We start from the raw sequence: 23414 nt of genomic DNA on the forward strand, positions 1-23414 counted from the left end.
GAACAATGAACAGCCAAGCACTTTCCTCTTTTATCTGGTCCGTTGCCGACCTCCTGCACGGTAATTTCAAGCAATCCGAGTACGGCAAGGTCATCCTCAAAGCCAAAGTCATTGGCGACATCTCACCGGATTTGGGTGATGCATGCACCAAGAAATGGGAGGACGAGGAGGAACCTAGGCGGCGATAAATGGCCCGCTCAATCAATCCCCTCCCCCGTGCCGAGACCACCCTCATGTTGCGCCTCGTCGACATCATGTCCGATGGTTAGGACTGCTGTCAGCCTAGGCACTCAACTCCCAGAAGATGCAGGAGGGCCTGAAAGACACGCTTCTCGGACCTGCTCAGCGTTAAGAAGTATTGCGGACACGCTCACAAACATCAGCCGCTCATGGGCGATAATTATCAACACTATCCATTTCACATTGTTTTCTAGCATACCGAAGGCAAAATATCGGTCTTGCTAACTTAGCATTGACGCTTCTGATTCGGCAGAAAAAATAGAACAAGGGATTCCATGGGATTGTTAAAGAAATTTTGGGCCTGGCTCACCACGTCAGTTGCAAGAGGGCCGCGAAAAGCTCATCCAGACCTCTACCCCATTGATGTCGACAAAATTGCTCGAGAACTTAACTTAGTCGCAGAGGCTGCAAGACTGGGGGAAGGCGGACTTCCGGCACCAAATTCTAAGGTTCTATCAGGACCAGAAGCAGCAATCGTCCAACGGGTCGAGAAGGCTCGACAAGACTATGTGGACTGGGCTGTCCTAAGACTAAACGTTCTCAGTCAGAACTTGGCTCGGACAAACATTACCCAAGACGCTAATCGTGCAAGCCAGGCGGACAAAGAGTTTGAGCGTAAGGCGAGCGCGCTCCTATCAGAACAAGACAGTCTTATTCGAAGTCTTGGTGAGACTGCTAAAAGAAAAAAATCCGAGTTAGCATCATTTAGGGAACAAAACAAGCTGTTCCGAGATGCGCATTACCCAACAGCAACAGGAACTTTTGTTCGAATCGTAATTCTGCTCCTGCTTATCGTCGTTGAGGGCATGTGCAATGCGAAATTCTTTGCACTCGGTCTCGACTCAGGATTAGTGGGCGGCTTTGTCACTGCCGGCATTCTTGCTGCGTTCAACGTCGTCGTTGCTTTCTTTTTCGGTAAATTCCCTGTCCGATATATCAACCACGTATCGTTCGGTTGGAAAACAGTAGGGGGATTCTCCGTTGCGGCATCATTGCTCACGATGTCCACAGTTGGTTTGGGAATCGCCCATTATCGAGATGCGCTAATCGCTGAGGCTATTGACCCAGGCAAGGCTGCTCTCGACTCGATGCTGGCGCATCCATTCTCTTTACACGACATGTTTTCCTGGACCCTTCTCGGAATCAGTATTGCCTTTGGAATAGCAGCTCTGATTGATGGACTGACCAGTGATGACCTCTATCCACGTTACGGCTCTCTAACGAGACGAACCATTGAGGCCATCGATGACTACGAGGACGAGCTCGCTGGACTTCGCAGTGAACTTGAGGAACTGAAGGACGAAGAACTACAGTCCCTCGACAAGGTAGCGAACCAATCTCAAGTTTCGTTGGCAAAATTCGCAGACACCATCAACGACAAGAAGATGGCAGGCTCGAGACTCGCCAATGCCATCCAGGATGCAGACCACTCTCTCAACGCTTTGCTCAGCAAGTTCCGGACAGAAAACCAACTCCATAGGAAAGGTCTCCCTCCTCCTGAGTATTTCGACCGGCAACCCGAACTACAGCCAATCCAGGAAATCGACTTTGCAACTAACGAAGATGAAGCTGCCCTATTCAATCAAAAGGAGCTTGTTGCCCGTCTTCTAGCAGAAATAGAAGATATACGCGCTCGGATTCAGGCTGCGTTCAACCAACAATTTGACCGGCTTAAACCGTTAGACATCCATTTCCCATCAGAGGAAAACCAATCATGACAAAACTTGGACGACGAGCACGCAAACGGCGCAATAATGATTTGCTTCTAGGCGCCACACTCTTCCTTGTGTTGATTGGGATAATTGGTGGTATAGCGTACGCCATTATTTCGCAGCCTCAAGGACTCGACACAGATACTTTGTGTCCTAAGGACGGTGCAAAAGGTCATTATGTTCTATTAGTCGACAAGACGGACCCACTAACATTTACTCAAAAACAAGCATTCTCAGTTATTGTTCATGAGCTTATTGAAAAACGCATACCGGAAGGTTATCTGTTTTCTGTTTTCGTGCTTGGCGAGGACTTCAGAGAAACTGCTGCTCCAATTGCTGAGCTATGCAATCCAGGGACAGGCGCAGAGAAAAGTGAGTGGTCTGCCAATCTGAAAAAGCTAAGGCGCCAATATGAAGAACGCTTTGCTGGACCGCTAGTAAAACAAACTGAAGCTCTCGTATCAACGCAGTCTGCAAAGACGTCACCTATTTTCGAGATGATGCAGCTTGTGGGTATTAATGCCTTCCGAAAGCATGATGTTAGAGGGGAACGGCGCCTTATCATCTTGTCGGACATGCTTCACAACACCCCGCAATTTAGTATGTATCGGGGCAGTATTGATTTTGCCAACTTTGCTACCACTGACTATGGAAAGAAAGCTCAGGCCGATTTGCGTGGCGGTGAAATCGAAATCCATTACCTGATGAATAGCCCCCAACTTCAGACGAAGCGCAATTTGAAGTTCTGGGAAGATTATTTCGAAAAGGCTGGTGCCCGCATAGTAGCTGTCCGCCCCTTAGAAGGCTAAAGATGAATTCAATCGCCAAAATACAAGTTCAAAAGTTATTCGTAGTAGCCTTAATCCTAAAGGTAACCTCCGCATTCATTGGTTGGTATCTGCAAATGCCTTGGAGCTTGGGATTTGCGCTACCCCTTCTCGTAATGGTGGCCTATATCGTCCTCGGCTATTTCCGCAAGGATACTGATGTAAGCGACGAAAAATTCGCAGATACATGCTATTACCTTGGTTTTATCTTCACTATCACATCGATTATTTTCAGCTTGTTCGATTTGCCCAATATTGGTACGCGAATCCAAGACATCGCTGTACGTTTTGGCGCTGCGATGGTAAGCACTGTCCTTGGTCTTGGCGTTCGAGTTTATTTGGTAAGCTTTAGACAGGACATTAATGACGCAATCAAAGACGCTGAAGACGCTGTTCTGGATGCCACTCGGAAATTCACTGAGCAATTGACTATAGCCCTTGAGCGACTTCGAGACTTCGAGTCGCAGGTCGACTCAGCAGCGAAATCCACCGTCGAGAGGGTGAATCTCCAAATTGAAAACCTGTCGATGAACCATGCAAACAAACTCACCGAGTTCTTCACTGAGCTGACGACGCAGAACCAGAATGCCTTCGTTTTAGCACTAGGCGAGGTAAAAACTGCCAGCCGCCATCTCGCTGAATCCGTTGACGGATACTCTGATGGCATGCGGGCTAACCTTTCTAGTATTGAGGCTAAAGTTACTGCATTCGCTGATGCCGTTACCACTCGTCTAAAGACAACAACGTTCCCTGACGATTATTTTGCTAAACAGCTACAGGCCCCGCTTGCTCAAATAAGTGAAAGTGCGGCCGACATTTCCAATCAGATTAAACAAGCGTCTACGGAGGTTGGACAATCATCCACAGTCCTTGGCTCTACCCTGAAGAAGCTTCGTGAAAAGGCAAATACCGTTGATGCTTCGCTGGATACCGTACTGAAATTAACTGCCCAGCAACAAGCAGTTCTGGATTCAGCACAAGGTCAGCTATCAACGCTAGCGCACTTGGCAGGAAGTCTGAGCAACTTGGATACGACCCTCACTTCTACCCTGGCCGAAATTAATGCCGGAAACATAGCCGCTAAAGACTTGGTAACTCATGTCTCGGCACTCACTAGCGAAGGCCAAGAAACACGTAATAGCTTGGTTCGTTCGTTAATGGAAGTATCCGGAAAACTTGAGACAAGCAATGCATCCACCACAATGATTGCTGAAAAACTGGATGCAGACACACGAAGCAGACTAACAGCGAGCGAAACCTTAGCCCAGAAACTTGCTGCAAATTCAGATGCAGCAAACGCAGCAGTTAACGCTATCGTTTCTCGGCTCGACGCAAGTCATGCATCAAATTACACACTAATCACAAAGTTAAGCGATAACGTAGAAGCGTCTGAGAAAATTGTTAGCCGTCTAAATGGCATCGCCAGCGCTGATGCACAAGCCATTCAACAATTGACTTCCTTAGGGCTTCAAGCTGGCACGGCCATAGGAAAAGTCGAGGACGCCATTGGGCAACTTCAGGCCATAGTTCATCAGTTTTCCACCCTAGATTCGGCATTGCGCGACCAGAGTGCTGATTTGAAAAAAGTTGCTGAACAAATCAAAGACGTCAAAGTCATTGTAGAAATGTCACCGATGGCAGGAGAGCACCTACCCAGCTCTGCTCAAATTGCTGCCCCCGCTACCCTTGGTGCATCTTTGATGGAGCCCAAACCGGCAGAAGTCAATTGATGAAGAAATTAAAAACACCAATTAGCTAATTTACGGGAGTTACATTCGCACCAACTAGTCGATGCAACGACCTATTGTTCTTTGCTGACTAACTCCCTCCACCTCCAAATGGGAAGCGATAAGGATTTTGCGTGGCCCAAAAAAATGACCAAGTATTTCAGCTTTCATTAACTGAAATCGCTTTCACAATAGTTTTCATCCTTCTGCTTTTACTCGGCTATCTCGTGTTTAAAGAACAATCGGAAAGGATGGCCGCTGAGGCAGCTCTCGCAAATGTGCAATCTACTGAGAGCGCAGCAAATTCCTTAAACGAAGCCAAGGAGGCGCTTAGCAAAGCAGTACGAAGCAACACCAAGGCCAATCCGGACGAAGTAATCACTCAACTCATCGCGGCTAACACCATACGAGAAGAGCGTGACAAGCTTAAGAAAAAGGTTGATGACCTAGACGCAAAGTTGACGGCACTAACGGAGCTACAACAACAACTCGAGAATGCAGCCAAGGAAAGTCGGGGTGATATCGCCAAGGACGAAATTGAATCCGCCCTCGCACTCCAAGAACAGGTACGGCAAATGATTACAGCTGAGAGAACAACTCCTACAAAACCAGCGGATACAGCCTCCTCCTCCAAGCAGGAAGAAACCAAAAAAGGCAATGAATTAGCGAATACAAAACAGCAATTACCAAAACTCCCTAAAGAACAATTGAACAAACTTGCTGTTGAAAGAGTAAAACAAGCTATAACTGTGGCTAGTGAGTTAAAAACCCAAATCAAAAAGATATTAGACAAAGAACTTCGTTTGGGAGAAGAGCAACAAACAATCCATGACATTGTCTCCGATGCAAAACGCTACCAAGACATTTCAAAGAATGGCACGAGCCCAGAGACTCTTCGGAAGGAAAACACTGACCTTCGGGGTCAAGTTGCTTTCTTGAAAAATAGGCTAGATGCAAGAGGGGGCAGGGATTTCCCCCCTTGCTGGGCTGATGAAACAGGCAAAGTTGAGTTCCTTTTCGCTATCGAAATTAGGCCCGATACCATCGTTGCCACCCCTGCTTGGCCAGCTCGACGCGAGGCTGCTGCATTAGCACTTCCAGGAATTTCCGAGATGCTAGCGGGTCCGTACAGCCATCAAGACTTTGTGAGAAACGTTCAAGGAATTTTCAATTGGAGTAAGAAGCAAGACCCTGAGTGCCGCCATTATGTCCAGCTCAAAAGCTCAATTAATGATGCAGTCCAATCAGATAGGGCCCGGCTAATGGTTGAAAATTATTTTTACAAGACAGAGGCACGCCGCTAATGCCACCCAATGAGCATGAAAACATATTCGGGGAACAACCGATATTCACTGTCCCCTACAAACCAATTAATAAACTAGTGCGGATACGGTCTGCTCAGAGTATTTCAAGAATAACTGGTAAGTTTCGCCTCACCATTAGGCTCCTCCTAGCTCTAGGCTGCATAGCAGCAAACGCTTCCAACGCCGCAACATTAATGGGTGAAGTGATAGAAATCACAGATGGCGATACGATTACGCTTATAGATAGCAGCCGGATTCAACACAAAATTCGATTGGCAGGAATCGATGCCCCAGAAAAACGGCAAGCTTTTGGAGAAAAGTCAAAGCAACAACTTGCCGACCTAGTCTTTCGCAGGGAAGTTTTAATTGAATGGAGCAAATCGGACCGATATGGTCGGATAATCGGTAAGGTTTTCCTTGGAAACAAAGACGTCAACTTGACGCAAATTACCTCCGGTATGGCTTGGCACTACAAGCGATATGCAAACGAACAATCTATGACCGATAGAGGTTCGTATGCCCAAGCAGAAGAGGAAGCCAAATTAAAAAGGCGAGGATTATGGAAAGACCAAAACCCTACACCCCCCTGGGATTTTCGCCATCACAGATAATTGCCTGCCATAGAAACGAATCACCATACAAACATTTAGGCAGTGAATAGAGCCGCCTGCTGTCTCAACCCCACCACACGTCTGTAGCTTATTCCTTGTCTGCCACTATCCGTTGATGGATGTTGCTCGACCAACCTCGGTGCCATGTCTGCTGGTATCTAATATGGCTCGAGTTCAACCTGCTCTGGAAGCAGGGCGGACTTCTTACGATTGAAGTAAGTGCAACGCGATATTCCCAAAACTCGTCATGGCATTTGCTCTGCCAGCGAGCCACGGCGTCGCTTTTCTCCTCTACGCCGACCACGGGCGCGTTGGATTTTGCGAAACACCGCATCAGAAAATTGGCTCCATAGTCATTTGGCCACAGACCGTACAACAGCCCTGATATCTGCCTCTTTCAACGGCACCGGCAACCCAATGCCACCATGGGAATGCCGCAGATTAAGAAATTCTGGGCAAAAACTCCACTTGCTGTTGTCACTTGGCATAATTGGCTGAATGTCGTTCTAAGCTGACCTATGACCTGCCCTTTTTGCACACTGCCGCCTGAGCGCATTGTTGAAGAAAACGACCACGCCGTCTGGATTTATGATGGATTTCCGGTATCCCCTGGCCACTGTTTGATAATCCCGAAGCGACACGTTGGTTCTTTCTTCGAGGTCAGCGCCGAGGAGCGCATCGCCATGTTGGCCTTGCTAGACAAAGCAAAGGTAGTCATTGAGGAAAAGTACCAGCCCGACGCCTTCAACATCGGTATCAATGATGGAGCTGCTGCGGGACAGACCGTCCCCCACCTGCATCTGCACCTGATTCCCAGATATGAGGGCGATGTACCAGATGCCAGGGGAGGTGTCCGCTGGGTTATCCCAGAAAAAGCAGACTACTGGACCAAACGCTAAGTGGTTTCTTCAACGTCCGCCCCGTCTGCAGAAACCCAACTTCAGTTTCTCGGCAAACTGCAGCGCCTTTTCGCTGAGGGTGATTTCACCGCGACGTACAAATTCGCTCTGCTTATCTCGCTGGCAGACCTTGCTGTCGAGTTGGGGAACGATACAAGCCAGGAACTGGTGCTGACAAACCGACAACTTGGCGTACGCTTCATCAGCCTCTACTGGAAGCATTGCCTTCCATATGGCAATCGGAACAGCAACGGTGCAGCCATCCTCATCCAGAATCACGGAACCCAGGCCGCCGTTGTCTCGGCTATCTCCGCATTCCGAGAAAGAACTGGCCTCTCCTCCCTCCAACTCGCAAGCGCCCATCCAGACTTCCGAGCCTTGCTGACCACCGTTTCGCAAACGGTGTCAGCCCAGCCCCTTACCTACTTACAGAACTTTGGTGGAGGAACTGACGAGTTTCTGTACGAGCGCTTTGGCTCAGGAAAGATTCGCCTCAAAAGCGGTGTTGCCTATTGCCTACGACGCTTCTACCCCTTGATACAACAACTTGCCCGCTCACATTGGATTGGCCATATCAAAGCGAACCGGCTTAACCAACCTATCCTTGGTGAGGCCGACGACCTCGACAGTTTTCTGTTCTCTGCGTCTCGACAGTCTTTGGAGGTCATGGGGCAAGGTCTTCGAAAACTCGAGGGTGCCCGCTGCTTCTATTGCGGACACACCCTCTCAACGGCGGATGTCGACCACTTCATTCCATTTGCTCAATACCCACGGGATTTAGCCCACAATTTTGTTTTGGCGCATCCCAGCTGTAACCGTAGCAAGTCAGATACGTTAGCAGCCCGCGTTCATTTAGAACGGTGGCTGGAGCGGATAATGCGGCAGCACGATGCGCTGACCGAGATTGGCCTCAATGCCGGTCTCGTAACCGACTCACAAACTGCAAAACACGTTAGCCAGTGGGCCTATACCAGCGCAATGGCCAGCCAGGCCAAAGCTTGGGTCCGTGCCAATAGTTACACCCCAATCGACACGACCTACGTCGACTGTTTCGCTCAAAACTAAACCCTCGCTCTCCAAGGTTTCGAACAATAGCAATCATATCGCTATGACATCGGGTAACCTGGTCATCCTTGTGGGAGAGCGCGCATGAGCATTCACGACATCGAAGATGCGGCAGCAATTCGAGCTGCCATGGACGAATACGACCGCGTCGGTCGTATACATGCCGCCAGAAGATTTTGGAGAGCGTCAGATACTCGACCGCTCCCAGGATGCCGCAATGACTCTCAAGGAATTCACCCGTTTGATACTCCTGAAGGTCATACAGCAAAACAAAACACCGCTGGCCAACAACCCGATGGACAACCGCCACATCCTCAACGGCCTCCAGCCGATTCCCATCAACATTTGGAATATTGAAGTTCGGGAACGCGCAGGCCTGCTCACCCGATACTCGGAAGCCGACATCCGCTTTGCATTGCTTCCCCAAACCGAGGCTAGCGTTAGCCGGCATGGCATCCAGGTTGGTGACTGCTATTACACCGCCCCGGAAGCCATGAAAAACGGCTGGTTCGTTATTGCAGGTGATGGGCGCTTCAAGAAAACAGTGTCGTATGACCTACGCCTGGTCGACACCATTTACGTTCATGACGCCAGCCATCCTGATGGCTATTTCGTTGCCTTTCTTCAAGAGCGTTGCCGCCAGTACGCCGGCCTGAGCTTTGCCGAAGTTAGCGGCCTGCTGTACCAAAAAAACGTTATCCGCCACGAAGGCAAACATACCAAACGCCAGCTTGAAGCCGACTTCAACGCTGTGGCGAAACCACTGGTTGATGACGCAAAAGCAAAGACCAAGGAGGCAACGAAAGGCAAGTCACGTAGCGCACGCAAGAAGGACACGGTCGCAGCCAGAACAGATGCCCGAAGAACTGAACGCCAGGAGGCTGCGCAGTTAGCGGCATCGATACCACCACCAGCCACAGACAGTGCGGCGGTCATTCCGATGCTACCGCCACGCCCAGCCAGCGCGCAACCTAAGTCACGTAAAGACCTCTACCAGGACCTCCTCGATGGAAACTAAAACCAATGAATTTGCTGTCGAAGCACGCTACACCCCACAACGCATTCCCCAGTACCGTGGGAACCCGTTAATTGAGGCTTTACCACCTACCGAAGATGACGAGGCGTTGTTAAGGTCTCTTTTCTGTGTCCCGGAGTTTTCCGAGGAACAGCGTAGCTGGTCGGCCAGTGAGCGGCTTCAGATGATTGCTCAGCTGGGCAATTTCATGCTCCCAATGGACCGGCATCTGAAGCTGGCTCAAGGCCTCGATGCCATGATGCGCCAGGGCTATGTCGGTCGGGCACCCCGTACAGCGGCGTCTCACGCCGTTTTCAACAAGCTCTATGAGCAGCAAAAGGCTGGCAAGACTTTCCAGGCCAATATTGGCCAGCTAACCGCTCAGCTCTCCGGCAGCCTCCTCGGCATCCCCGGGATGGGTAAAACGACAGCGCTTCGTCGCATTCTGGCCCGCATTCCCGAGGTAATTTTCCATCCGGATATCAACTTCTATCAGGTACCGTAGCAACGGATTCAAGCATGCAACGGGACCTCAACAGGTTGCTGGGTCAGGTGCTCGTCGAGCGGCTCAGTCAGCAACACCATCGAACACTCAGGGCAAACAAGGCTCAGATGCCCATCAATCGTGGCTTGCTCAAGTTCGGCGCTGGAAAGCGGGCTGTGGCAGCCAGGGCAGACAATACGAATCATGGCGTGCTCCTACAGTTGAATACTGTAATTCTATACAGTACACAGCAAGGGGCAATACTGTATGCCAAACGCGTTGAATCTAACCGCTCAACGAACCGATACGCGCTGTTGCAATCAGTTACTTGAGCTTAGAGGGAGCCCCCCGTAAATTACATCCATGCGCTGAACCCCAACAGCCTAGGCGGCCACCTCTCCCCCTCCCTGAATCGGCCGCCTTGAAAGCCCCGCACTCCCCCGGCGGGGCTTTCGCCTTTCTGGAGCTTGGGTTAAGCGTTCTCCTGCCAGGAAATTCGGCCTTGACCAGCTTCGTTCAGATGAGCCACCAGGGCATCGGCGGCGGTATCTGCCAAGCTGAAGGCAAACGTTACTAGGTCACCGTGCTGGACGCTGAGCAAGGCGCCCCCCGCGTTCTCTATCTCTCGCCGCAGCAACCCTTCCAACGCGTAGGGCACAGCACAGTGCAACGTTCTGACTTTGACGATAGGAACCTTGGTCGCGCTCTTCAGCGCCTGCGCCACACAATCGGTGTACGCACGAACCAGCCCACCAGCCCCCAACTGGATACCGCCGTAGTAGCGAACCACTGTGGCCAGTACGCCTTCTAGGTCCTGATGGCGGAGTACCTCGAGCATGGGCTTCCCGGCGGTGCCACTCGGTTCGCCATCGTCGACCGCCGCGGAATGGCCGCCGGCCATCAAGGCCCAACAGACATGTGCGGCACCCGGGTGCTGTTCTCGCAGGCGGGCAACAATGGCTTGGGCGCTGGCCCGGTCAGGTACGGGCTGAACGCAGCCGAGGAACCGGCTTTTCTTGATGAGCAGTTCGCTCTCGACGGCGGATGAAATGCTTTGGGGCATAGGCCCGTAGGGTAAATCAGTCCCGGGGCATTCGCCAGGCAACAGCAGGAAGCCTTTCTGTCACGCGCTGATAACTGGCTCGAATTGACCGTTGCTGTCATTCGACACTCCCATTGTTAACGTCTGCTTCCTTTTCAAAAGCAGACTACAGCCGCTCATCCTTACGCCAATTGCAACTATTTGTTGCAGCGCCGGATTTATCTGCAATAGCGGCTATAACTGAAGTGACGGGATAGGAAAACACCTCGTCATGATGGTTGTAGGTATTCATAGCCTTGATGAATTAACCGTTTGGGAGAGCAAAATGACCAAGAACACCTTGAAAATTACCCTGTCTGCTATCGCACTGGGTTTGATGGCATCTGCTGCTTCCTTTGCCGCTGATGCCCCGATTTACGGCAGCCAACTGATGACCAATCAGGAGCGCATAGAGCACCGCAACAAGATGCAGGCCGCTAAAACTGCTGAAGAACGTGAGCAAGTCCGGCTGCAACATCATGAACAGATGCAATTGCGCGCCAAGGAACAAGGCGTGACCTTGCCGGATACGCCGCCTGCTCAAGGAGGTGGACAAGGTCGCGGCATGGGGCCGGGCGGCGGTATGGGTGGAATGGGTCCTGGTGGTGGTATGGGCCCGGGACGGAACCGCTAAGCGTTAAATAAGGGCATCGGTGGCAACCGGTGCCTTTTCTATTTCATGTCTCAAACCATTGGCCGCTGCGCCAGCAACCCGAAGTAGTAGGGCGCACTCGGCCCCAGGTCCACATGAAACACCGAATCAAACCCAGTCTCGGATAACCAGGAAGCACATTGTTTGGGCTTCGGCCGAATGTCCTATGGTGGCCGGCAACCACCTGATGCAATTTGAATAGTGGCTTTAGGGCGGCACTCGACCCTTAGCGGCCCTTGGTGACTCAGGGCGATGAACGTCAGGTTCTGGGTTCCAGCAGCCAGCTATGCACAATTCCGCTCAAGTTGATTTTGCTGCCGGAAATCCAGCAATCCAAGCTGATACTCCGCGACGAGCTCTTCCCGGGAAAGCTTGGATTCGGTCGCATCCTGGCGAATGACCATCGCCGGGTAGGCGCCTTTATTCGCCCCGGCAGAGAAGGTCAGCCAGTTGTATGTGGTTATCTGGACATGTAACGGGGCCAGAGCATCAAGAAACGCGGAGAACTTCGTCAGGGTGCCAAGCGCGGGAACACAAATCAATTTCCCATTGGGTTTGAGCCAGGAGAGTATCTTCGCCAGCGTCGCTGTATCGGTTTGTGAATCAATCATGCCCTGGGTATCCACTATGCTGTCGAACTGCTGGTCAGGGAAAAAGCGCGCACCATCGGCAACGGCATACCTCAGGTTGGTGATACCGAGTTTCACTGCCTGGCGTTGTGCCGACTCGATGCAGGAGGGAGAAAGGTCGATACCCAGCACCCGGGCTGCCGGGTTCTGCCGGGCATACCAGGAAGTCAAGTAGCCCATGTTGCAACCAATATCGAGAATGCGCTCTCCTTCGAGCTCCTGAAGAACGAACTCCCCCGTGACGCGGATAGCATCCGCCTTGTTGGAGTGTCCCCAACTCGCCAGGCGAGGACTGGCCAGAAACTCATAGAACGCGACCACATCGGCCTTTTTGGGGCGACCTTTATTCAACGGCCGCGACAGTTGTTCAAGGCGCTTTAGCTGTCGTAGCTCTGGCATCGGGCTCGTGCAGTCAGACTGGACATGTATGCCAAACGCCATGAGGTGATTGGACAGCGAAACGGGGTGAGCGGCGTTGCAGTCAGTCATTCGCTTACAGCCCGAGCAGGTAGAGGGAAGCGGAAATCGTCACCAGCGAACCTACGGTGGTTAGCAGGATGACGCGGGACACCAGCGCAGCTTCCCGGTCGTAAAAGCTCGCCAGCATGAACGGCCCAGTTCCGGTCGGGAGGGCACTGAGCAGCAAGGCGGAATTGGCCCATAAAGCCGGTAGCTCGAAGACACGAAAGGCAAAGAACCCGGTTACCAGCGGTTGCAGCACCAGCTTTGCGGCAACAAGCCCGACCGTGCCGTCGCGCCGGCCTTCCTGCTTTTGGGCGAGGAATAGGCCAAGGGAAACCAGGGCGCACGGCGTTGCCGCCATCCCCAGCAAGGAAAGGAACTGCGTTGCGGCGGGGGCCAGTGTCCAACCACTCGCGGCCCAGGCTCCACCGAGCAAGGGCGCGATGAGCAAAGGATTTGTGGCCAGGGATTTGCTGACCTTGAAGACGGCCCGCAGTGGATGCTTCTCCTCCTGCAAGCTGATTTCAACCAGGATGATGCCGACCGCGAACAGCAGGCAAGCCACAATCAGCGTGGCGATGATGGCCGGCAATAAACCTTCATCGCCGAGCACCAGCACGCAAAGGGGAATGCCGAGAAAACCGGTATTGGCGTAGGCCGCGCTCAGCCCATCGATGCTGGCGTCGGCCAGGCGGCGCAGTTGCCGCATCCGGTAAATAACCGTCACCACGAAAACCAATACACACCCAGCACAGACCGAGGCAACGAATCCAGGCTGCCAGATTTGTTCCCAGGTGGATGTAGCGGTCACCTTGAACAGCAGCGCCGGCAGCGCCAGCCAAACGACGAAACGATTGAGTTCAGCGGAGGCGGTTTCGCCCAGGCGCCCAGTACGCCGACAGACATATCCGGCCAGTATCAGACCGAAAACAGGCAAGACGACATTGATGATGGAAGACATAGGCGCGCTCGCATCGGGAATGAGCACAGCTTAGGATTTCCAATAAATACCGTCCAATGCTATATATTCGATAAATAAATACGGAAAACGTATCAATGACAATCGACCTTCGCCAGCTCCGCTACTTCGTGACCTTGGCCGACACTCTCCATTTCGGCCGTGCCGCCACGCTGTTGCACATCTCGCAACCCCCCCTCAGCCGGCAAGTGGCGGCCCTGGAAGAAGAGCTCTGCGTCTCGCTGCTGAAGCGTTCGACGCGCTTGGTCGAACTGACCGCCGCCGGTCGACATTTCCACGAGCAGGCAAAGCGCATCATTGCCGGGCTGGATACGGCGGTGCGCAGCACTCAGGCCATTGAACGCGGCGAGCTTGGCGTGCTGCGCGTCGGCTTCACTATGGCTGCAGCGTGGAGCGTGCTTCCACCGTTGATTAAGCGTTACAGCGATGCTTTTCCGCAGGCTGATGTTCAGTTGAGCGAGGTACTACCCAAGGAGCTGAACGATGCATTGATGTCGGGCAACGTGGATGTGGGCATTGCCTTTCCATGGCAGCGGCCGCCGGGACTGGAATACCTGGCTGTGCACACCGAGCCGCTATGTGCTGTGGTGCCGAGCGACCATCGTTTGGCGCAAGGCGATGAAATTGCGGTTAGTGACCTGGCTGGAGAGCCTTTCATCACCTTCCCGGCGACCACGGCACCGGCGCTCCATGAACTGGTTATTGGGTGCTGCCGCGAACATGGCTTCGAACCGCGTATTCGACTGGAAACCCATCTGCAACAAAGCATCGTCAATCTGGTTGCAGAAGGACTCGGCGTGTCATTGGTTCCCCAGTCGATGAGCAAGATGCGACTGGCCGGGGCAAAATTCCTGCCGGTATCCGGTACTCGGATGGTTGAGCAGGGGGTTATATGGGCAGCGGGCAACGACAGTCCTTGCCTGGCGCGGTTTCTGGAATGTGCACGTGCTTTTGGTGGGCTGGCTTAGGGGCACACCGGCCGTTCAAATGACGGCTTTGCCGATGGGGCGAACTTCCGCTTCTGGCCGGGAACTGCCTGATGCCAACTGGTTGCCGTAACGTAGGGCAGCCCTCGACCCATTGCTGCCGATTACTGTTCTCAGGCAGCACGGCTGCAATCAAGTACGACCAGTCATTCAAGCTCGGCTACGGGTTGTCTTGAGTTTTGAGGAGTTTGGACACGCTCGGAATCCGAATTTTCTTGCCATGCACCTCGAGCAGCCCGCTATCCGCCAGGTCGTGCAAAACTCTGGAAAAGTGTTCCTGGGTGATGTTGAGGCGTGAGGCAATGACCCCTTTGCCTGCAGTGAGCTCAAACTCCAGTTTGTCTGAGTCTATTGCTGCCTGAGGCACCTGGGTCATCAGATATCCAATAATTCGTTGTTTGGCTGATTGCAACGAGTACGCTTCGACGTCCGTCATCAAGTCGTGAGTGCGTTTTGCCAGCCCCGCCAACATCTTCCTAGTGAATTCGTAGTCGTGTTCCAACTCATTCAGGATGGCAGCCTTGGGGACATGAATCAGCATCGAATCCTGCAGCGCTTGAGCAAAGACAATATAGGTCCGGTCCAAAAACATAATGGCTTCGCCAAAGCTTTGACCCTGCTGAATTATTTCCACAATCTTCTCGTTGCCCTGAGAGGATGTGAATGCAAGTTTGACCTGGCCGAAAACCAGAAGATGAAAGCCCGTACAAGCATCTCCGGCACGAAAGAGTACATCGCCTTTTTGCGCGTGGATAAGCTTGGAGCAACTGGCAATGTGTTCGATATCGCTGGCAGCCATGCCAGCAAACAGGGGCAAGTGAGCCAGGTGGCTTTCGAGGCTAATTGACTTGTGGTCGCGCATATTCGTCCCGAGACAAACGACAATTCGCCTATCATAGTTTGATTTGCATCAAAATTGAATCTGGCATTCGCTTTTCTAGTAACATTGTGGCGAACGCTCTTGAATTTGCTTGATGCGCGGGCGTCATGAAAAACAACCAGGTGAGCGAAAGACCCCGTCGGTTGCACTCTACGCAAAGCATATTAGGAAAATATGAATTGGTCGCCTATACTTGTTAGTAATCTATTACTTACAAGCGGCCATGTCTATAAACCCTCGTCAATCCACAGAGTTACGCCAGGCAGAAATCATCGCCACTATGGTTCGGCTTTCAGCCGAGCGCAGCCCCGCAGACATTACGACGACGGACATTGCCAAAGCCATGGGGGTTAGTCAGGGAGCACTTTTTCGGCACTTCGCCACCAAGGAAGCTATCCGCCTGGCCGTGGTCGAATGGATAGATGAGCATTTGATGTTCGAACTACTGGCTGCCAAGGAGCGCTCCCCTGATGCGCTGACTGCCCTCAAGGCCATGTTCATGGCTCACGTCGGCTTTGCCAAAGCACACCCCGGAGCGCCTCGTCTCATTTTTGGCGAGCTTCAGCAACCTGCTTCATCACCCGTCAAGCAGCGGGTTCAGCAAATCATGCAGCGCTATCGGCAAACCCTTTCCCAAACCCTGGCCGCGGCTATTGAGGCGAAGTTGATTCGCGCCAATGCCGATTGCGCAGCGGCGGCAGCCCTGTTCCTTGGGGCCATTCAGGGCTTGGTCATTCAATCCATGCTCAGCGGACACACTGAGCAGATGGAGCTACAGGCGGTCGGCGTTCTGGACCTTTATCTTGCCGCCCTTGGGGTCAAGTCATGAAGCTAAATGGTTTTCTCAGCCGCAAGTTTGGCCTGGTGGCTTTTGCCGTGCTTCTTCTGCTCGGATTTGGTTTTGTCGTCGCCCGGTCAGGCCCACTGGCGCCAACCAAGGTCACCATCACTCGGGTCGAAACCGGGAGCCTGTCGTCATCCCTGTTCGGTATTGGCACGGTCGAAGCGCGACGCAGCTATTTTATTGGCCCAACGGCGGCTGGTCGCGTCAAAGCAGTTCATGTCGATGTGGGCGAACACGTCAAGGCCGGACAACTGCTGGCAGAAATCGACCCTGTTGACCTGGACGAACGACTCCGTTCCCTTGATGCCTCGTACGCTCGGGCATCCAGCGCGGTTTTGGCGGCTGACGCTCAGCGCAAGGATGTTCTGGCCCGCCAGACGGTTGCCGGCTTGAATGCAAAGCGCTATCGCGACCTTGGCGACAAACATTTCGTCAGCCCGAGCGCTGTTGAAAGCAAACAACAGGAACTGACATCGGCTCAGGCAGCCGTCGATGCAAGCGAAGCCAACCTGCAAAGCGCCCGGCAGGAGGTCGTCCGCCTGAAGGCTGACCAGGATGCTTTGCGGCAGCAACGGAATAACCTGCGCCTGGTCGCACCCGTTGACGGCGTGCTGACCAGCCGTGATGCTGAAGCTGGCTCGACAGTCGTTGCAGGGCAATCAGTGCTCAAGTTGATAGAGCCCAGCAGTCTCTGGGTCAAGGTCCGGCTGGACCAGGGGCGGTCCCGCGGCCTGGCTGCTGGACAAGCCGCAAGCATTGCCCTGCGCAGCAATCCGGGAATGCCATTAACCGGCAAGGTAGTCAGGATTGAACCGGTCAGTGACAGCGTGACCGAGGAGCGCATCACCCTGATTACCTTCGACCAGATTCCTCCTGGCCTGAGCATTGGCGAGATGGCCGAGGTGACCGTTCAAACGGCAGCCAATCAATCTGGCCTGACACTGCCCAATGCAGCCATCAAACAAATGCCTGAGGGTTCTGGTGTCTGGAAACTACGCGATGGCAAGCCCGTCTTTGTCGCCATCAAACTCGGCACCAGCACCCTGGATGGTGCGGTGCAGGTACTGGAAGGACTTGGCGCAGGTGACGAAATCATCGTTTTCAGCGAGCGCGAGCTGTCTGAAGGTAGCCGTGTCAAAGTTGTCGAACAACTGGCAGGACAACGCCAGTGATAAGTCTGGCCGGGCGCGACATCCTGCATTCCTGGTCGAAGTTCGTGTTGACCGGAATCGGTCTTGGCTTGCTGATTGGCGTGACGCTGACCATGGCCGGAGTTTATCGAGGTATGGTCGATGATGCCAAGGCGCTGCTCAACAACAGTGGCGCTGACTTGTGGGTCGTTCAGCAGGACACGCAGGGGCCTTATGCGGAGTCCTCGAGCATCCATGATGACGTGTACCGTTCAATGCTCAGCCTGTCGGGCGTGGCTCGCGCCGCCAACGTGACTTATCTGACCATGCAGGTTCGTCTGGACAATACCGATGTGCGTGCGATGGTTGTAGGTTTCGAGCCAGGGCAGCCGGGAGAGCCCGGCTACCTGATTGCCGGACGTCACATTACCCGTAACCATTACGAGGCCGTCGCCGACGTCAAAACCGGGTTCCAACTGGGCGATAGCATTCGGATTCGTCGGCACGACTACCGGGTCGTCGGCCTGACCAAACGCATGGTTTCGTCCGGCGGCGACCCCATGGTCTTCATTCCGCTGAAGGATGCACAGGAGGCACAGTTCCTGAAGGACAACGATGCCATCCTCAATGAGCGGGCAAGAACAACGGCCAATCCGACATTGAATCGCCCGGGCGTGCCGGGTTTGCTCGAGGCCATCCAGGCATCGCAGAACGCGAATCGCAACGTCAATGCCGTGCTGGTCCAGGTGTCTCCAGGAAGTCACCCCGAGACCGTCGCAAATGAAGTCAGGCGCTGGAAGCACTTGCAGGCTTTCACCCGGCTTCAAATGGAAGAAATTCTGGTGTCCAAGCTGATTGCTACTTCTGCCAAACAAATCGCGATGTTTCTGGTCATTCTCGCGGTGGTCAGCGCGGCCATCGTCGCTTTCATCATTTACACGATGACCTTGGGCAAAATTCGTGAGATTGCCGTGTTGAAGTTGATAGGCACGCGTAACCGGACCATTGCCGGCATGATTCTTCAGCAGGCGCTGGGCCTGGGGCTTATCGGCTTTCTGGTTGGCAAGGTTTCGGCAACCGTATGGGCGCCATTCTTTCCCAAGTATGTTCTGCTGGAGCCCGGCGATGCTGCGCGCGGCTTTGTCGTGGTCATGGTTATTTGTGCGCTGGCAAGCACGTTGGCGATTCGGGCTGCCCTGCACGTAGACCCTGCCACCGCCATTGGAGGATGAGATGGACGGTTTCGGCATTCGTATCGAAGGTTTGAGCAAGCGCTACGGTGAGGGCGATACCGCAGTCGACGCCTTGAAAGATGTCAATATGACCGTCGCCCCAGGTGAGGTGGTTGGCTTGATTGGCCCCTCTGGTTCCGGAAAAAGCACCTTGCTCAAATGCCTGGGCGCGGTGATTGAGCCGACAACCGGCAAGATGACCCTGGGTGATGAGGTCATCTACGACAATGGCTGGAAGATTCCGGACCTGCGCGCCTTGCGCCGCGACCGAATCGGGTTCGTATTTCAGGCCCCCTACCTGATTCCATTCCTCGATGTCATCGACAATGTGGCCCTGTTACCCATGCTGGCAGGCAGACCGAATGGGGAATCGAGAAAGCGTGCACTCGAGTTGCTTGAAGCGCTTGATGTCGGGCACCGCGCCAAGGCCCAGCCATCGCAACTGTCGGGAGGGGAGCAACAACGCGTGGCAATTGCCCGGGCCCTGGCGAATCAGCCGCCCGTCATCCTCGCCGATGAGCCGACCGCACCTTTGGACAGCGAACGCGCCTTGAGTGTCGTGCGCATCCTCAACCAGATGGCGCAGCAGTTCAATACGGCCATCATCGTGGTGACCCACGATGAGAAAATCATTCCTACCTTCAAGCGGATTTACCACATTCGCGATGGCAAAACCTTTGAAGAAAAAGGCCAGGCTCTGAGCTGAGTCTCAGATAGGCGGGCAGACAATGCCCTATTTCAAGCGAAATCAGATGCTGCGCCCGTTTTGCCCGCCTCTCCTGGCCGCAAGTATTGGTGGCTAACCATTTGCAGATGACTAGTTAATCAGAGTTCATCCCTGGCGCATCATGATTCTTCAGCCTTTGGCGGCTTTCCAACCCGTATGCTGGAAATATTTTCCATATGCCTTCAGAGCTTCAAGTGCTTGCACCGCGCCATCGTGGCGCGACTTTGAAGTTTTTCCTCTCATGGTCTCGGCGCCTTCCATCAGGTCTGCAATAACCAAGTGAAGCATCGCATCAGCCTGGGGCTCGAGTTTGCAATTCTGAATTGCATAGGCCACCTTTTCACTGATTGTCGTCGCTAATGCTTGATAGTCGTCGTTGCCGTATTGATTCTTGTGAATCGCCGGTATTGCCTTCGCCATCGCTTGATTGATGTCGTTCATAGCCTGACGCAGCGGCTCATCAGTTGCCCATTTTTTTCCAACGTTAAGGTGGAGCTTTGTCGGTTCGACACTCCCATGGCTATGGTTGTGTGCGGCACTTTCAGCTGCGAGGATATTGGGCGAAGCTCCAAGCGCAATGGCAGTCAGAACTACGGCGAATATGGTTTTCATCGGGTCTCCTATTTCATGGGTGCAATACCCAACCAATATAGTCAACTAATCTTAACGCAAGCTTAAAGCCAAGACGGGTTTCCGTTGCTTGTTGAGTCCGCCTACCGAAGATATTTTCAGCCCAAGTTCAAGCATCCTTGGCATAACCCATATTGGTTATTCTTTCAATTTTTGTTATGCACTGAGCGATACTTAAGGAACTGATGTATCAGAGTTTATCGTGTAGGCGTTGCGGCGGGTATCGGCTGCTAACCAGTCATTCAAATGGCTGCTGATAAAGACAGGCGACCGTCCGCTCATGGCCGGATACGGCCAATGGCTTTAGGTCACATCGATGAGTTTGGGCGGTCAACTCAGACGAGCATTTGCAGTTTTGTTATTCTGGTGCCATGTGCTCCCACTACGACCCACAAACAGACCCAGCGCGGCTGCGCACCTATTTTGGTGTCGAGGACCTTCCTTCGGGTCTGAAAACCAGTCTTTGGCCAGGCTACCACGGTCCATTTGTTCGCAAGCACGAGTTCGCCGATGTCGGTGATGAAGCCGTTCCTTTTCGTGAGCTGCTGGTCGGCTCCTTTGGCCTTATTCCGCATTGGTCAAAAGATGCCACCATCGCCCGACGGACATACAACGCCCGCTCGGAAACCGTTCACGAGAAACCCAGCTATCGAGACGCGTGGCGTCTAGCCCGGCATTGCATCATTCCTGCTGAGGCTATCTACGAGCCAGATTGGCGCTCCGGTAAAGCGGTACCAACCCGCATCACACGGGCGGATGGCAAGCCGATGGGTATCGCTGGCCTGTGGTCTGTATGGAAGCCGCCGACCGGCGATATAACCCATAGCTTTACGATGCTGACCATCAATGCAGACGACCACCCCTTCATGCGGCAGTACCACAAGTCGGAAGACGAGAAGCGGATGGTCGTTATTCTGAGTGAGCATGACTACGAAGCCTGGCTGAGCGCGCCAGCCAATCAGAGTAGAGATTTTTTGCGTCAGTTTCCCGCGGACAACCTGCTTGGAGAGCAGCCCCAGCAATCGCTTCTTTGAGGCTGCTCTGCCACGACAGCAACGTCTTTTCAGGCAACGGACGGACCGAATAACGCTGACGCAGACAAATCAAGTGCGACTTGGCGAAGCCCACCGGTGAGCGATAGGCTATCTCGTGTGACTTAATTTTCGCTTTCACTGCGAGGGCATGGCAAAGCTCTATTACCTCCCCGAACCATATCCTGACGAACTTATCGGGAGCATTTTGGTTCGAGCTGGCCGTCACCTAGGACATCCCATCAAGAGGATGCACCAGCTTTTGGGGGGCACTCCGAAAAGCCATTGGGCGCTGTTATTCCAGAATCAACTCCACCCTATCGCTGCCGCATTGGCGATGCCAGCAGAGGAGTTGCTGTTCAGGCATACCCCATTCCCATACGTCACAGCCTTCCTGAGTCCAGAGCAGACGCTTCGCCTGGCAACCTACTATTGCCACTTCCCACAGCTAAAGGCATCAGCGCTATCGCAATCTGCCACGACAGGAGGGGCAATCGCCCGCTATTGCGAGGAGTGTATTGAAGATGACCACCGAAAGTTTGGAGAAGACTATTGGCACCGGCGCCATAACCTGCCTTTTGTGACCCGCTGCTGGAAACATGGCTCGCTTCTCAAGATGACTGACCGCAGACGTGTTGGTGTCGCCGTGACTGGACTACCTCACGAACAACAGGGGACGACTGTTGTCCCGGTTTTTGAGGAATACATTCATTCCTTGCTCGAACCCATCTCTATCGAACTGCTGGATTCAACGTTCCGGCAACCGCCCGAAGCTTGGCAGAGTGGCTATCGAAACATTTCCATGCAGCGAGACTTCCCCCAACAGGGCAATCTTCTTTCGGCGATTGCGTTATGTGCTGGGTTCGTAGCCTTCTATGGCAAGGCACAGCTTAAGCGTGCAGGCCTGGATGTGCCGGACAGACCCAATCCGTGGCCGGTCTCGCTGCTGCGACTAAATGAAACCTCCAATGTATCCGCCAAGCACATCTTGATGCAGGCCTACTTGAAGTTTGCACCGGTGCCAGATGCGGTTGCAACCACACCTCCTGGGCCACAACCTCTCAATTGCCAGCAGAAGGATGCAGTCTTTGCGAGAGCCATCCGAAAGCGAGTATCAATGCTGGCAACTGGCACGCGAATAACTGTCACCCAACTGCTAAGCCAGTTGGAAATCCTTCAGCCAGTCCGGCACCACAGAAACGCACTGCCACTGACAGCCGCCGCCATTGCTGAATTTCGTCAAACCGAGTTTTCCGAGCGGCAAGCCGGCCGGCGACCACGGAAGAAATACCTCAGTTCTAAAAAGTCCTAGAAAACCAGTACAATTAATTAAATAATTGATACTAAAGTACATTTTATTTAATAACCAAATGTACTGAGCTCAAATTTCTTTTCCTAGCACGCGGAAAGGGAGAGGCTTTAACCCTCAGTTTTCGTTTTTTGCTGTGGTTTTCGAGTCCAGAAAAACCGGGCTTAAATCTGGCCGGATTTCTAAGTAACCAGCTCAGTTTTTAATTCTGACTTTCCACCCTGAATGGCCTTCTGGTCGCCGACCGCCAAGGCGACCAGGACGCCGGCGAAGGGGTATTCCGCCTCGGGGAGCATGCGCCCGAACGAATCGCGCACCGTCTGGCGGAAACGCTCGACGACATAGCCGGGCCGCCACACCATGTCGGCCAGGCGCTGCGGCGGCGTGGCGCGGATGTAGCCGGTGGCGCGGATATTCCGTTCGAGCAGCCAGGCCTCGTAGTCGAAGACGCCGGGATTGGCGTTGCCATGCGGGCGCTTGAGACGCACCGTGAACCGCCAGCGCTCGCCGGCGCGCAGGGCGGGCGGCTCGGCTGCTTCGGCCGCGCCCCGCCCCGGATACCAGGACAGCATGATCCTGCCCGGGACAAGCGCGCCGGCCTGAACCCCGGACACGTCGAACTCGAAACGCGTGCCGCCGGCGAATGCCTGCGGCAAACCGGCAACGACGCCCACCACCTCGACGTCGCGCCCCTCCCATTCCGCATCCAGCCGGTCGGCGAGGCGGGTTTCGGCCCGCCATCCCGCCCACGAAAACCCGATGGCGACACAGCCGGCGACGGCCAGCATCGGCCAAGGCCGCTTCCGCCAGAACAGCCCGGGCAGCGCCAGGAGCAGCCCGGCAGCCAGCCAGGGCTCCCATGCCGGCAGGGTCGGCTGCAGCTGCAGGCCGAGGATGCCGGCGGCGAAGGCGAGAATATTCAGGCGCATGGCGCAATATTCGGGGAAAGCCCGTCTAT

At 53.6% G+C, this 23414-nt stretch carries 25 protein-coding genes; 18 read left to right on the forward strand and 7 right to left on the reverse strand.

Annotated elements, in window-relative coordinates; genetic code table 11:
* The first annotated feature begins 5 nt into the window (after positions 1-5).
* From Q0P59_RS00830 to Q0P59_RS00875, 10 genes are all read left to right on the forward strand, one after another.
* A complete protein-coding gene (locus Q0P59_RS00830) occupies positions 6-188 on the forward strand; it encodes a hypothetical protein (protein ID WP_295002479.1) in 183 nt (60 codons plus the stop codon).
* 327 nt (positions 189-515) lie between these two features.
* A complete protein-coding gene (locus Q0P59_RS00835; RefSeq protein ID WP_295002482.1) occupies positions 516-1958 on the forward strand; it encodes a hypothetical protein in 1443 nt (480 codons plus the stop codon).
* Positions 1955-2761 carry a hypothetical protein gene (locus Q0P59_RS00840; protein ID WP_295002484.1) on the forward strand — a complete coding sequence of 269 codons (807 nt, stop codon included), beginning with the start codon at positions 1955-1957 and terminating at the stop codon, positions 2759-2761. The genes Q0P59_RS00835 and Q0P59_RS00840 overlap by 4 nt, the downstream gene beginning before the upstream one ends.
* Before the next feature lie 2 nt (positions 2762-2763).
* Positions 2764-4509: a hypothetical protein gene (locus Q0P59_RS00845; protein WP_295002486.1), complete on the forward strand. Its 1746-nt coding sequence runs from the start codon at positions 2764-2766 to the stop codon at positions 4507-4509.
* 131 nt (positions 4510-4640) lie between these two features.
* Positions 4641-5810: a hypothetical protein gene (locus Q0P59_RS00850; RefSeq protein ID WP_295002488.1), complete on the forward strand. Its 1170-nt coding sequence runs from the start codon at positions 4641-4643 to the stop codon at positions 5808-5810.
* Between the two features lie 194 nt (positions 5811-6004).
* A complete protein-coding gene (locus tag Q0P59_RS00855) occupies positions 6005-6421 on the forward strand; it encodes a thermonuclease family protein (RefSeq protein ID WP_295002490.1) in 417 nt (138 codons plus the stop codon).
* A 518-nt stretch (positions 6422-6939) separates the two neighbouring features.
* A complete protein-coding gene (locus Q0P59_RS00860) occupies positions 6940-7320 on the forward strand; it encodes an HIT family protein (protein ID WP_295002492.1) in 381 nt (126 codons plus the stop codon).
* Positions 7321-8385: an HNH endonuclease gene (locus tag Q0P59_RS00865; RefSeq protein WP_295002495.1), complete on the forward strand. Its 1065-nt coding sequence runs from the start codon at positions 7321-7323 to the stop codon at positions 8383-8385.
* A 106-nt stretch (positions 8386-8491) separates the two neighbouring features.
* Positions 8492-9403 (forward strand): Mu transposase C-terminal domain-containing protein, encoded by a 912-nt coding sequence (locus Q0P59_RS00870; protein WP_295002497.1) that lies wholly within the window; start codon positions 8492-8494, stop codon positions 9401-9403.
* Positions 9393-9905: a hypothetical protein gene (locus Q0P59_RS00875; protein ID WP_295002499.1), complete on the forward strand. Its 513-nt coding sequence runs from the start codon at positions 9393-9395 to the stop codon at positions 9903-9905. Before Q0P59_RS00870 ends, Q0P59_RS00875 begins: the two co-directional genes overlap by 11 nt.
* An 8-nt stretch (positions 9906-9913) precedes the next feature.
* Here the strand turns inward: Q0P59_RS00875 and Q0P59_RS00880 are convergent, their stop codons facing one another.
* Both Q0P59_RS00880 and Q0P59_RS00885 read right to left on the reverse strand, forming a co-directional pair.
* Positions 9914-10090, reverse strand: a complete 177-nt coding sequence (locus tag Q0P59_RS00880; protein WP_295002501.1) for a hypothetical protein — start codon at positions 10088-10090, stop codon at positions 9914-9916.
* Between the two features lie 266 nt (positions 10091-10356).
* Positions 10357-10947, reverse strand: coding sequence for a YigZ family protein (locus tag Q0P59_RS00885; RefSeq protein WP_295002503.1), 591 nt, complete (start codon positions 10945-10947; stop codon positions 10357-10359).
* Between the two features lie 304 nt (positions 10948-11251).
* Here Q0P59_RS00885 and Q0P59_RS00890 point away from each other — a divergent pair, with 304 nt between their 5' ends.
* A complete protein-coding gene (locus tag Q0P59_RS00890; protein WP_295002505.1) occupies positions 11252-11599 on the forward strand; it encodes a hypothetical protein in 348 nt (115 codons plus the stop codon).
* Between the two features lie 302 nt (positions 11600-11901).
* Here the strand turns inward: Q0P59_RS00890 and Q0P59_RS00895 are convergent, their stop codons facing one another.
* Positions 11902-12735 carry a class I SAM-dependent methyltransferase gene (locus Q0P59_RS00895; RefSeq protein ID WP_295002507.1) on the reverse strand — a complete coding sequence of 278 codons (834 nt, stop codon included), beginning with the start codon at positions 12733-12735 and terminating at the stop codon, positions 11902-11904.
* A 4-nt stretch (positions 12736-12739) separates the two neighbouring features.
* Entirely contained in the window at positions 12740-13669 is a 930-nt protein-coding gene (locus tag Q0P59_RS00900; protein WP_295002509.1) for an AEC family transporter, read from the reverse strand.
* A 95-nt stretch (positions 13670-13764) separates the two neighbouring features.
* Between Q0P59_RS00900 and Q0P59_RS00905 the strand changes: the two genes are divergently transcribed.
* Positions 13765-14655, forward strand: a complete 891-nt coding sequence (locus Q0P59_RS00905) for a LysR family transcriptional regulator (protein ID WP_295002511.1) — start codon at positions 13765-13767, stop codon at positions 14653-14655.
* A gap of 178 nt (positions 14656-14833) precedes the next feature.
* Here Q0P59_RS00905 and Q0P59_RS00910 read toward each other — a convergent pair whose 3' ends face one another.
* Entirely contained in the window at positions 14834-15535 is a 702-nt protein-coding gene (locus Q0P59_RS00910) for a Crp/Fnr family transcriptional regulator (RefSeq protein ID WP_295002513.1), read from the reverse strand.
* A 241-nt stretch (positions 15536-15776) separates the two neighbouring features.
* Between Q0P59_RS00910 and Q0P59_RS00915 the strand changes: the two genes are divergently transcribed.
* From Q0P59_RS00915 to Q0P59_RS00930, 4 genes are read left to right on the forward strand one after another with little or no spacing between them, the layout of a single operon-like run.
* Entirely contained in the window at positions 15777-16382 is a 606-nt protein-coding gene (locus tag Q0P59_RS00915; RefSeq protein ID WP_295002514.1) for a TetR/AcrR family transcriptional regulator, read from the forward strand.
* Entirely contained in the window at positions 16379-17569 is a 1191-nt protein-coding gene (locus Q0P59_RS00920; protein WP_295002516.1) for an efflux RND transporter periplasmic adaptor subunit, read from the forward strand. The genes Q0P59_RS00915 and Q0P59_RS00920 overlap by 4 nt, the downstream gene beginning before the upstream one ends.
* Complete coding sequence (locus tag Q0P59_RS00925) at positions 17566-18759, forward strand: ABC transporter permease (RefSeq protein WP_153151385.1); 1194 nt, start codon at positions 17566-17568, stop codon at positions 18757-18759. Before Q0P59_RS00920 ends, Q0P59_RS00925 begins: the two co-directional genes overlap by 4 nt.
* Before the next feature lies 1 nt (position 18760).
* Positions 18761-19465 carry an ABC transporter ATP-binding protein gene (locus tag Q0P59_RS00930; protein ID WP_153151384.1) on the forward strand — a complete coding sequence of 235 codons (705 nt, stop codon included), beginning with the start codon at positions 18761-18763 and terminating at the stop codon, positions 19463-19465.
* A 150-nt stretch (positions 19466-19615) separates the two neighbouring features.
* On the opposite strand, the gene Q0P59_RS00935 is transcribed toward Q0P59_RS00930, so the two are convergent.
* Entirely contained in the window at positions 19616-20098 is a 483-nt protein-coding gene (locus Q0P59_RS00935) for a hypothetical protein (protein WP_153151383.1), read from the reverse strand.
* A gap of 389 nt (positions 20099-20487) precedes the next feature.
* Between Q0P59_RS00935 and Q0P59_RS00940 the strand changes: the two genes are divergently transcribed.
* Together Q0P59_RS00940 and Q0P59_RS00945 are read left to right on the forward strand one after the other, a co-directional pair.
* Positions 20488-21150 carry an SOS response-associated peptidase gene (locus tag Q0P59_RS00940; protein ID WP_295002520.1) on the forward strand — a complete coding sequence of 221 codons (663 nt, stop codon included), beginning with the start codon at positions 20488-20490 and terminating at the stop codon, positions 21148-21150.
* Between the two features lie 148 nt (positions 21151-21298).
* Complete coding sequence (locus Q0P59_RS00945; RefSeq protein ID WP_295002523.1) at positions 21299-22459, forward strand: TniQ family protein; 1161 nt, start codon at positions 21299-21301, stop codon at positions 22457-22459.
* Positions 22460-22638: 179 nt separating this feature from the next.
* Here the strand turns inward: Q0P59_RS00945 and Q0P59_RS00950 are convergent, their stop codons facing one another.
* Positions 22639-23385 (reverse strand): ComEC/Rec2 family competence protein, encoded by a 747-nt coding sequence (locus Q0P59_RS00950; protein ID WP_295002525.1) that lies wholly within the window; start codon positions 23383-23385, stop codon positions 22639-22641.
* Positions 23386-23414: the final 29 nt, after the last annotated feature.

Source organism: uncultured Dechloromonas sp. (genome assembly GCF_945957265.1).
In the GTDB taxonomy this organism is placed as follows: Bacteria; Pseudomonadota; Gammaproteobacteria; order Burkholderiales; family Rhodocyclaceae; genus Azonexus.

Coding starts and splice junctions, on each gene's coding strand:
- Q0P59_RS00870 (WP_295002497.1), top strand. CDS start 8,492: ATGCGGCAGCAATTCGAGCTGCCATGGACGAATACGACCGCGTCGGTC.
- Q0P59_RS00940 (WP_295002520.1), top strand. CDS start 20,488: ATGTGCTCCCACTACGACCCACAAACAGACCCAGCGCGGCTGCGCACC.
- Q0P59_RS00860 (WP_295002492.1), top strand. CDS start 6,940: ATGACCTGCCCTTTTTGCACACTGCCGCCTGAGCGCATTGTTGAAGAA.
- Q0P59_RS00950 (WP_295002525.1), bottom strand. CDS start 23,385: ATGCGCCTGAATATTCTCGCCTTCGCCGCCGGCATCCTCGGCCTGCAG.
- Q0P59_RS00905 (WP_295002511.1), top strand. CDS start 13,765: ATGACAATCGACCTTCGCCAGCTCCGCTACTTCGTGACCTTGGCCGAC.
- Q0P59_RS00830 (WP_295002479.1), top strand. CDS start 6: ATGAACAGCCAAGCACTTTCCTCTTTTATCTGGTCCGTTGCCGACCTC.
- Q0P59_RS00930 (WP_153151384.1), top strand. CDS start 18,761: ATGGACGGTTTCGGCATTCGTATCGAAGGTTTGAGCAAGCGCTACGGT.
- Q0P59_RS00840 (WP_295002484.1), top strand. CDS start 1,955: ATGACAAAACTTGGACGACGAGCACGCAAACGGCGCAATAATGATTTG.
- Q0P59_RS00890 (WP_295002505.1), top strand. CDS start 11,252: ATGACCAAGAACACCTTGAAAATTACCCTGTCTGCTATCGCACTGGGT.
- Q0P59_RS00855 (WP_295002490.1), top strand. CDS start 6,005: ATGGGTGAAGTGATAGAAATCACAGATGGCGATACGATTACGCTTATA.
- Q0P59_RS00880 (WP_295002501.1), bottom strand. CDS start 10,090: ATGATTCGTATTGTCTGCCCTGGCTGCCACAGCCCGCTTTCCAGCGCC.
- Q0P59_RS00845 (WP_295002486.1), top strand. CDS start 2,764: ATGAATTCAATCGCCAAAATACAAGTTCAAAAGTTATTCGTAGTAGCC.
- Q0P59_RS00900 (WP_295002509.1), bottom strand. CDS start 13,669: ATGTCTTCCATCATCAATGTCGTCTTGCCTGTTTTCGGTCTGATACTG.
- Q0P59_RS00885 (WP_295002503.1), bottom strand. CDS start 10,947: ATGCCCCAAAGCATTTCATCCGCCGTCGAGAGCGAACTGCTCATCAAG.
- Q0P59_RS00875 (WP_295002499.1), top strand. CDS start 9,393: ATGGAAACTAAAACCAATGAATTTGCTGTCGAAGCACGCTACACCCCA.
- Q0P59_RS00935 (WP_153151383.1), bottom strand. CDS start 20,098: ATGAAAACCATATTCGCCGTAGTTCTGACTGCCATTGCGCTTGGAGCT.
- Q0P59_RS00895 (WP_295002507.1), bottom strand. CDS start 12,735: ATGACTGACTGCAACGCCGCTCACCCCGTTTCGCTGTCCAATCACCTC.
- Q0P59_RS00910 (WP_295002513.1), bottom strand. CDS start 15,535: ATGCGCGACCACAAGTCAATTAGCCTCGAAAGCCACCTGGCTCACTTG.
- Q0P59_RS00920 (WP_295002516.1), top strand. CDS start 16,379: ATGAAGCTAAATGGTTTTCTCAGCCGCAAGTTTGGCCTGGTGGCTTTT.
- Q0P59_RS00945 (WP_295002523.1), top strand. CDS start 21,299: ATGGCAAAGCTCTATTACCTCCCCGAACCATATCCTGACGAACTTATC.
- Q0P59_RS00835 (WP_295002482.1), top strand. CDS start 516: ATGGGATTGTTAAAGAAATTTTGGGCCTGGCTCACCACGTCAGTTGCA.
- Q0P59_RS00915 (WP_295002514.1), top strand. CDS start 15,777: ATGTCTATAAACCCTCGTCAATCCACAGAGTTACGCCAGGCAGAAATC.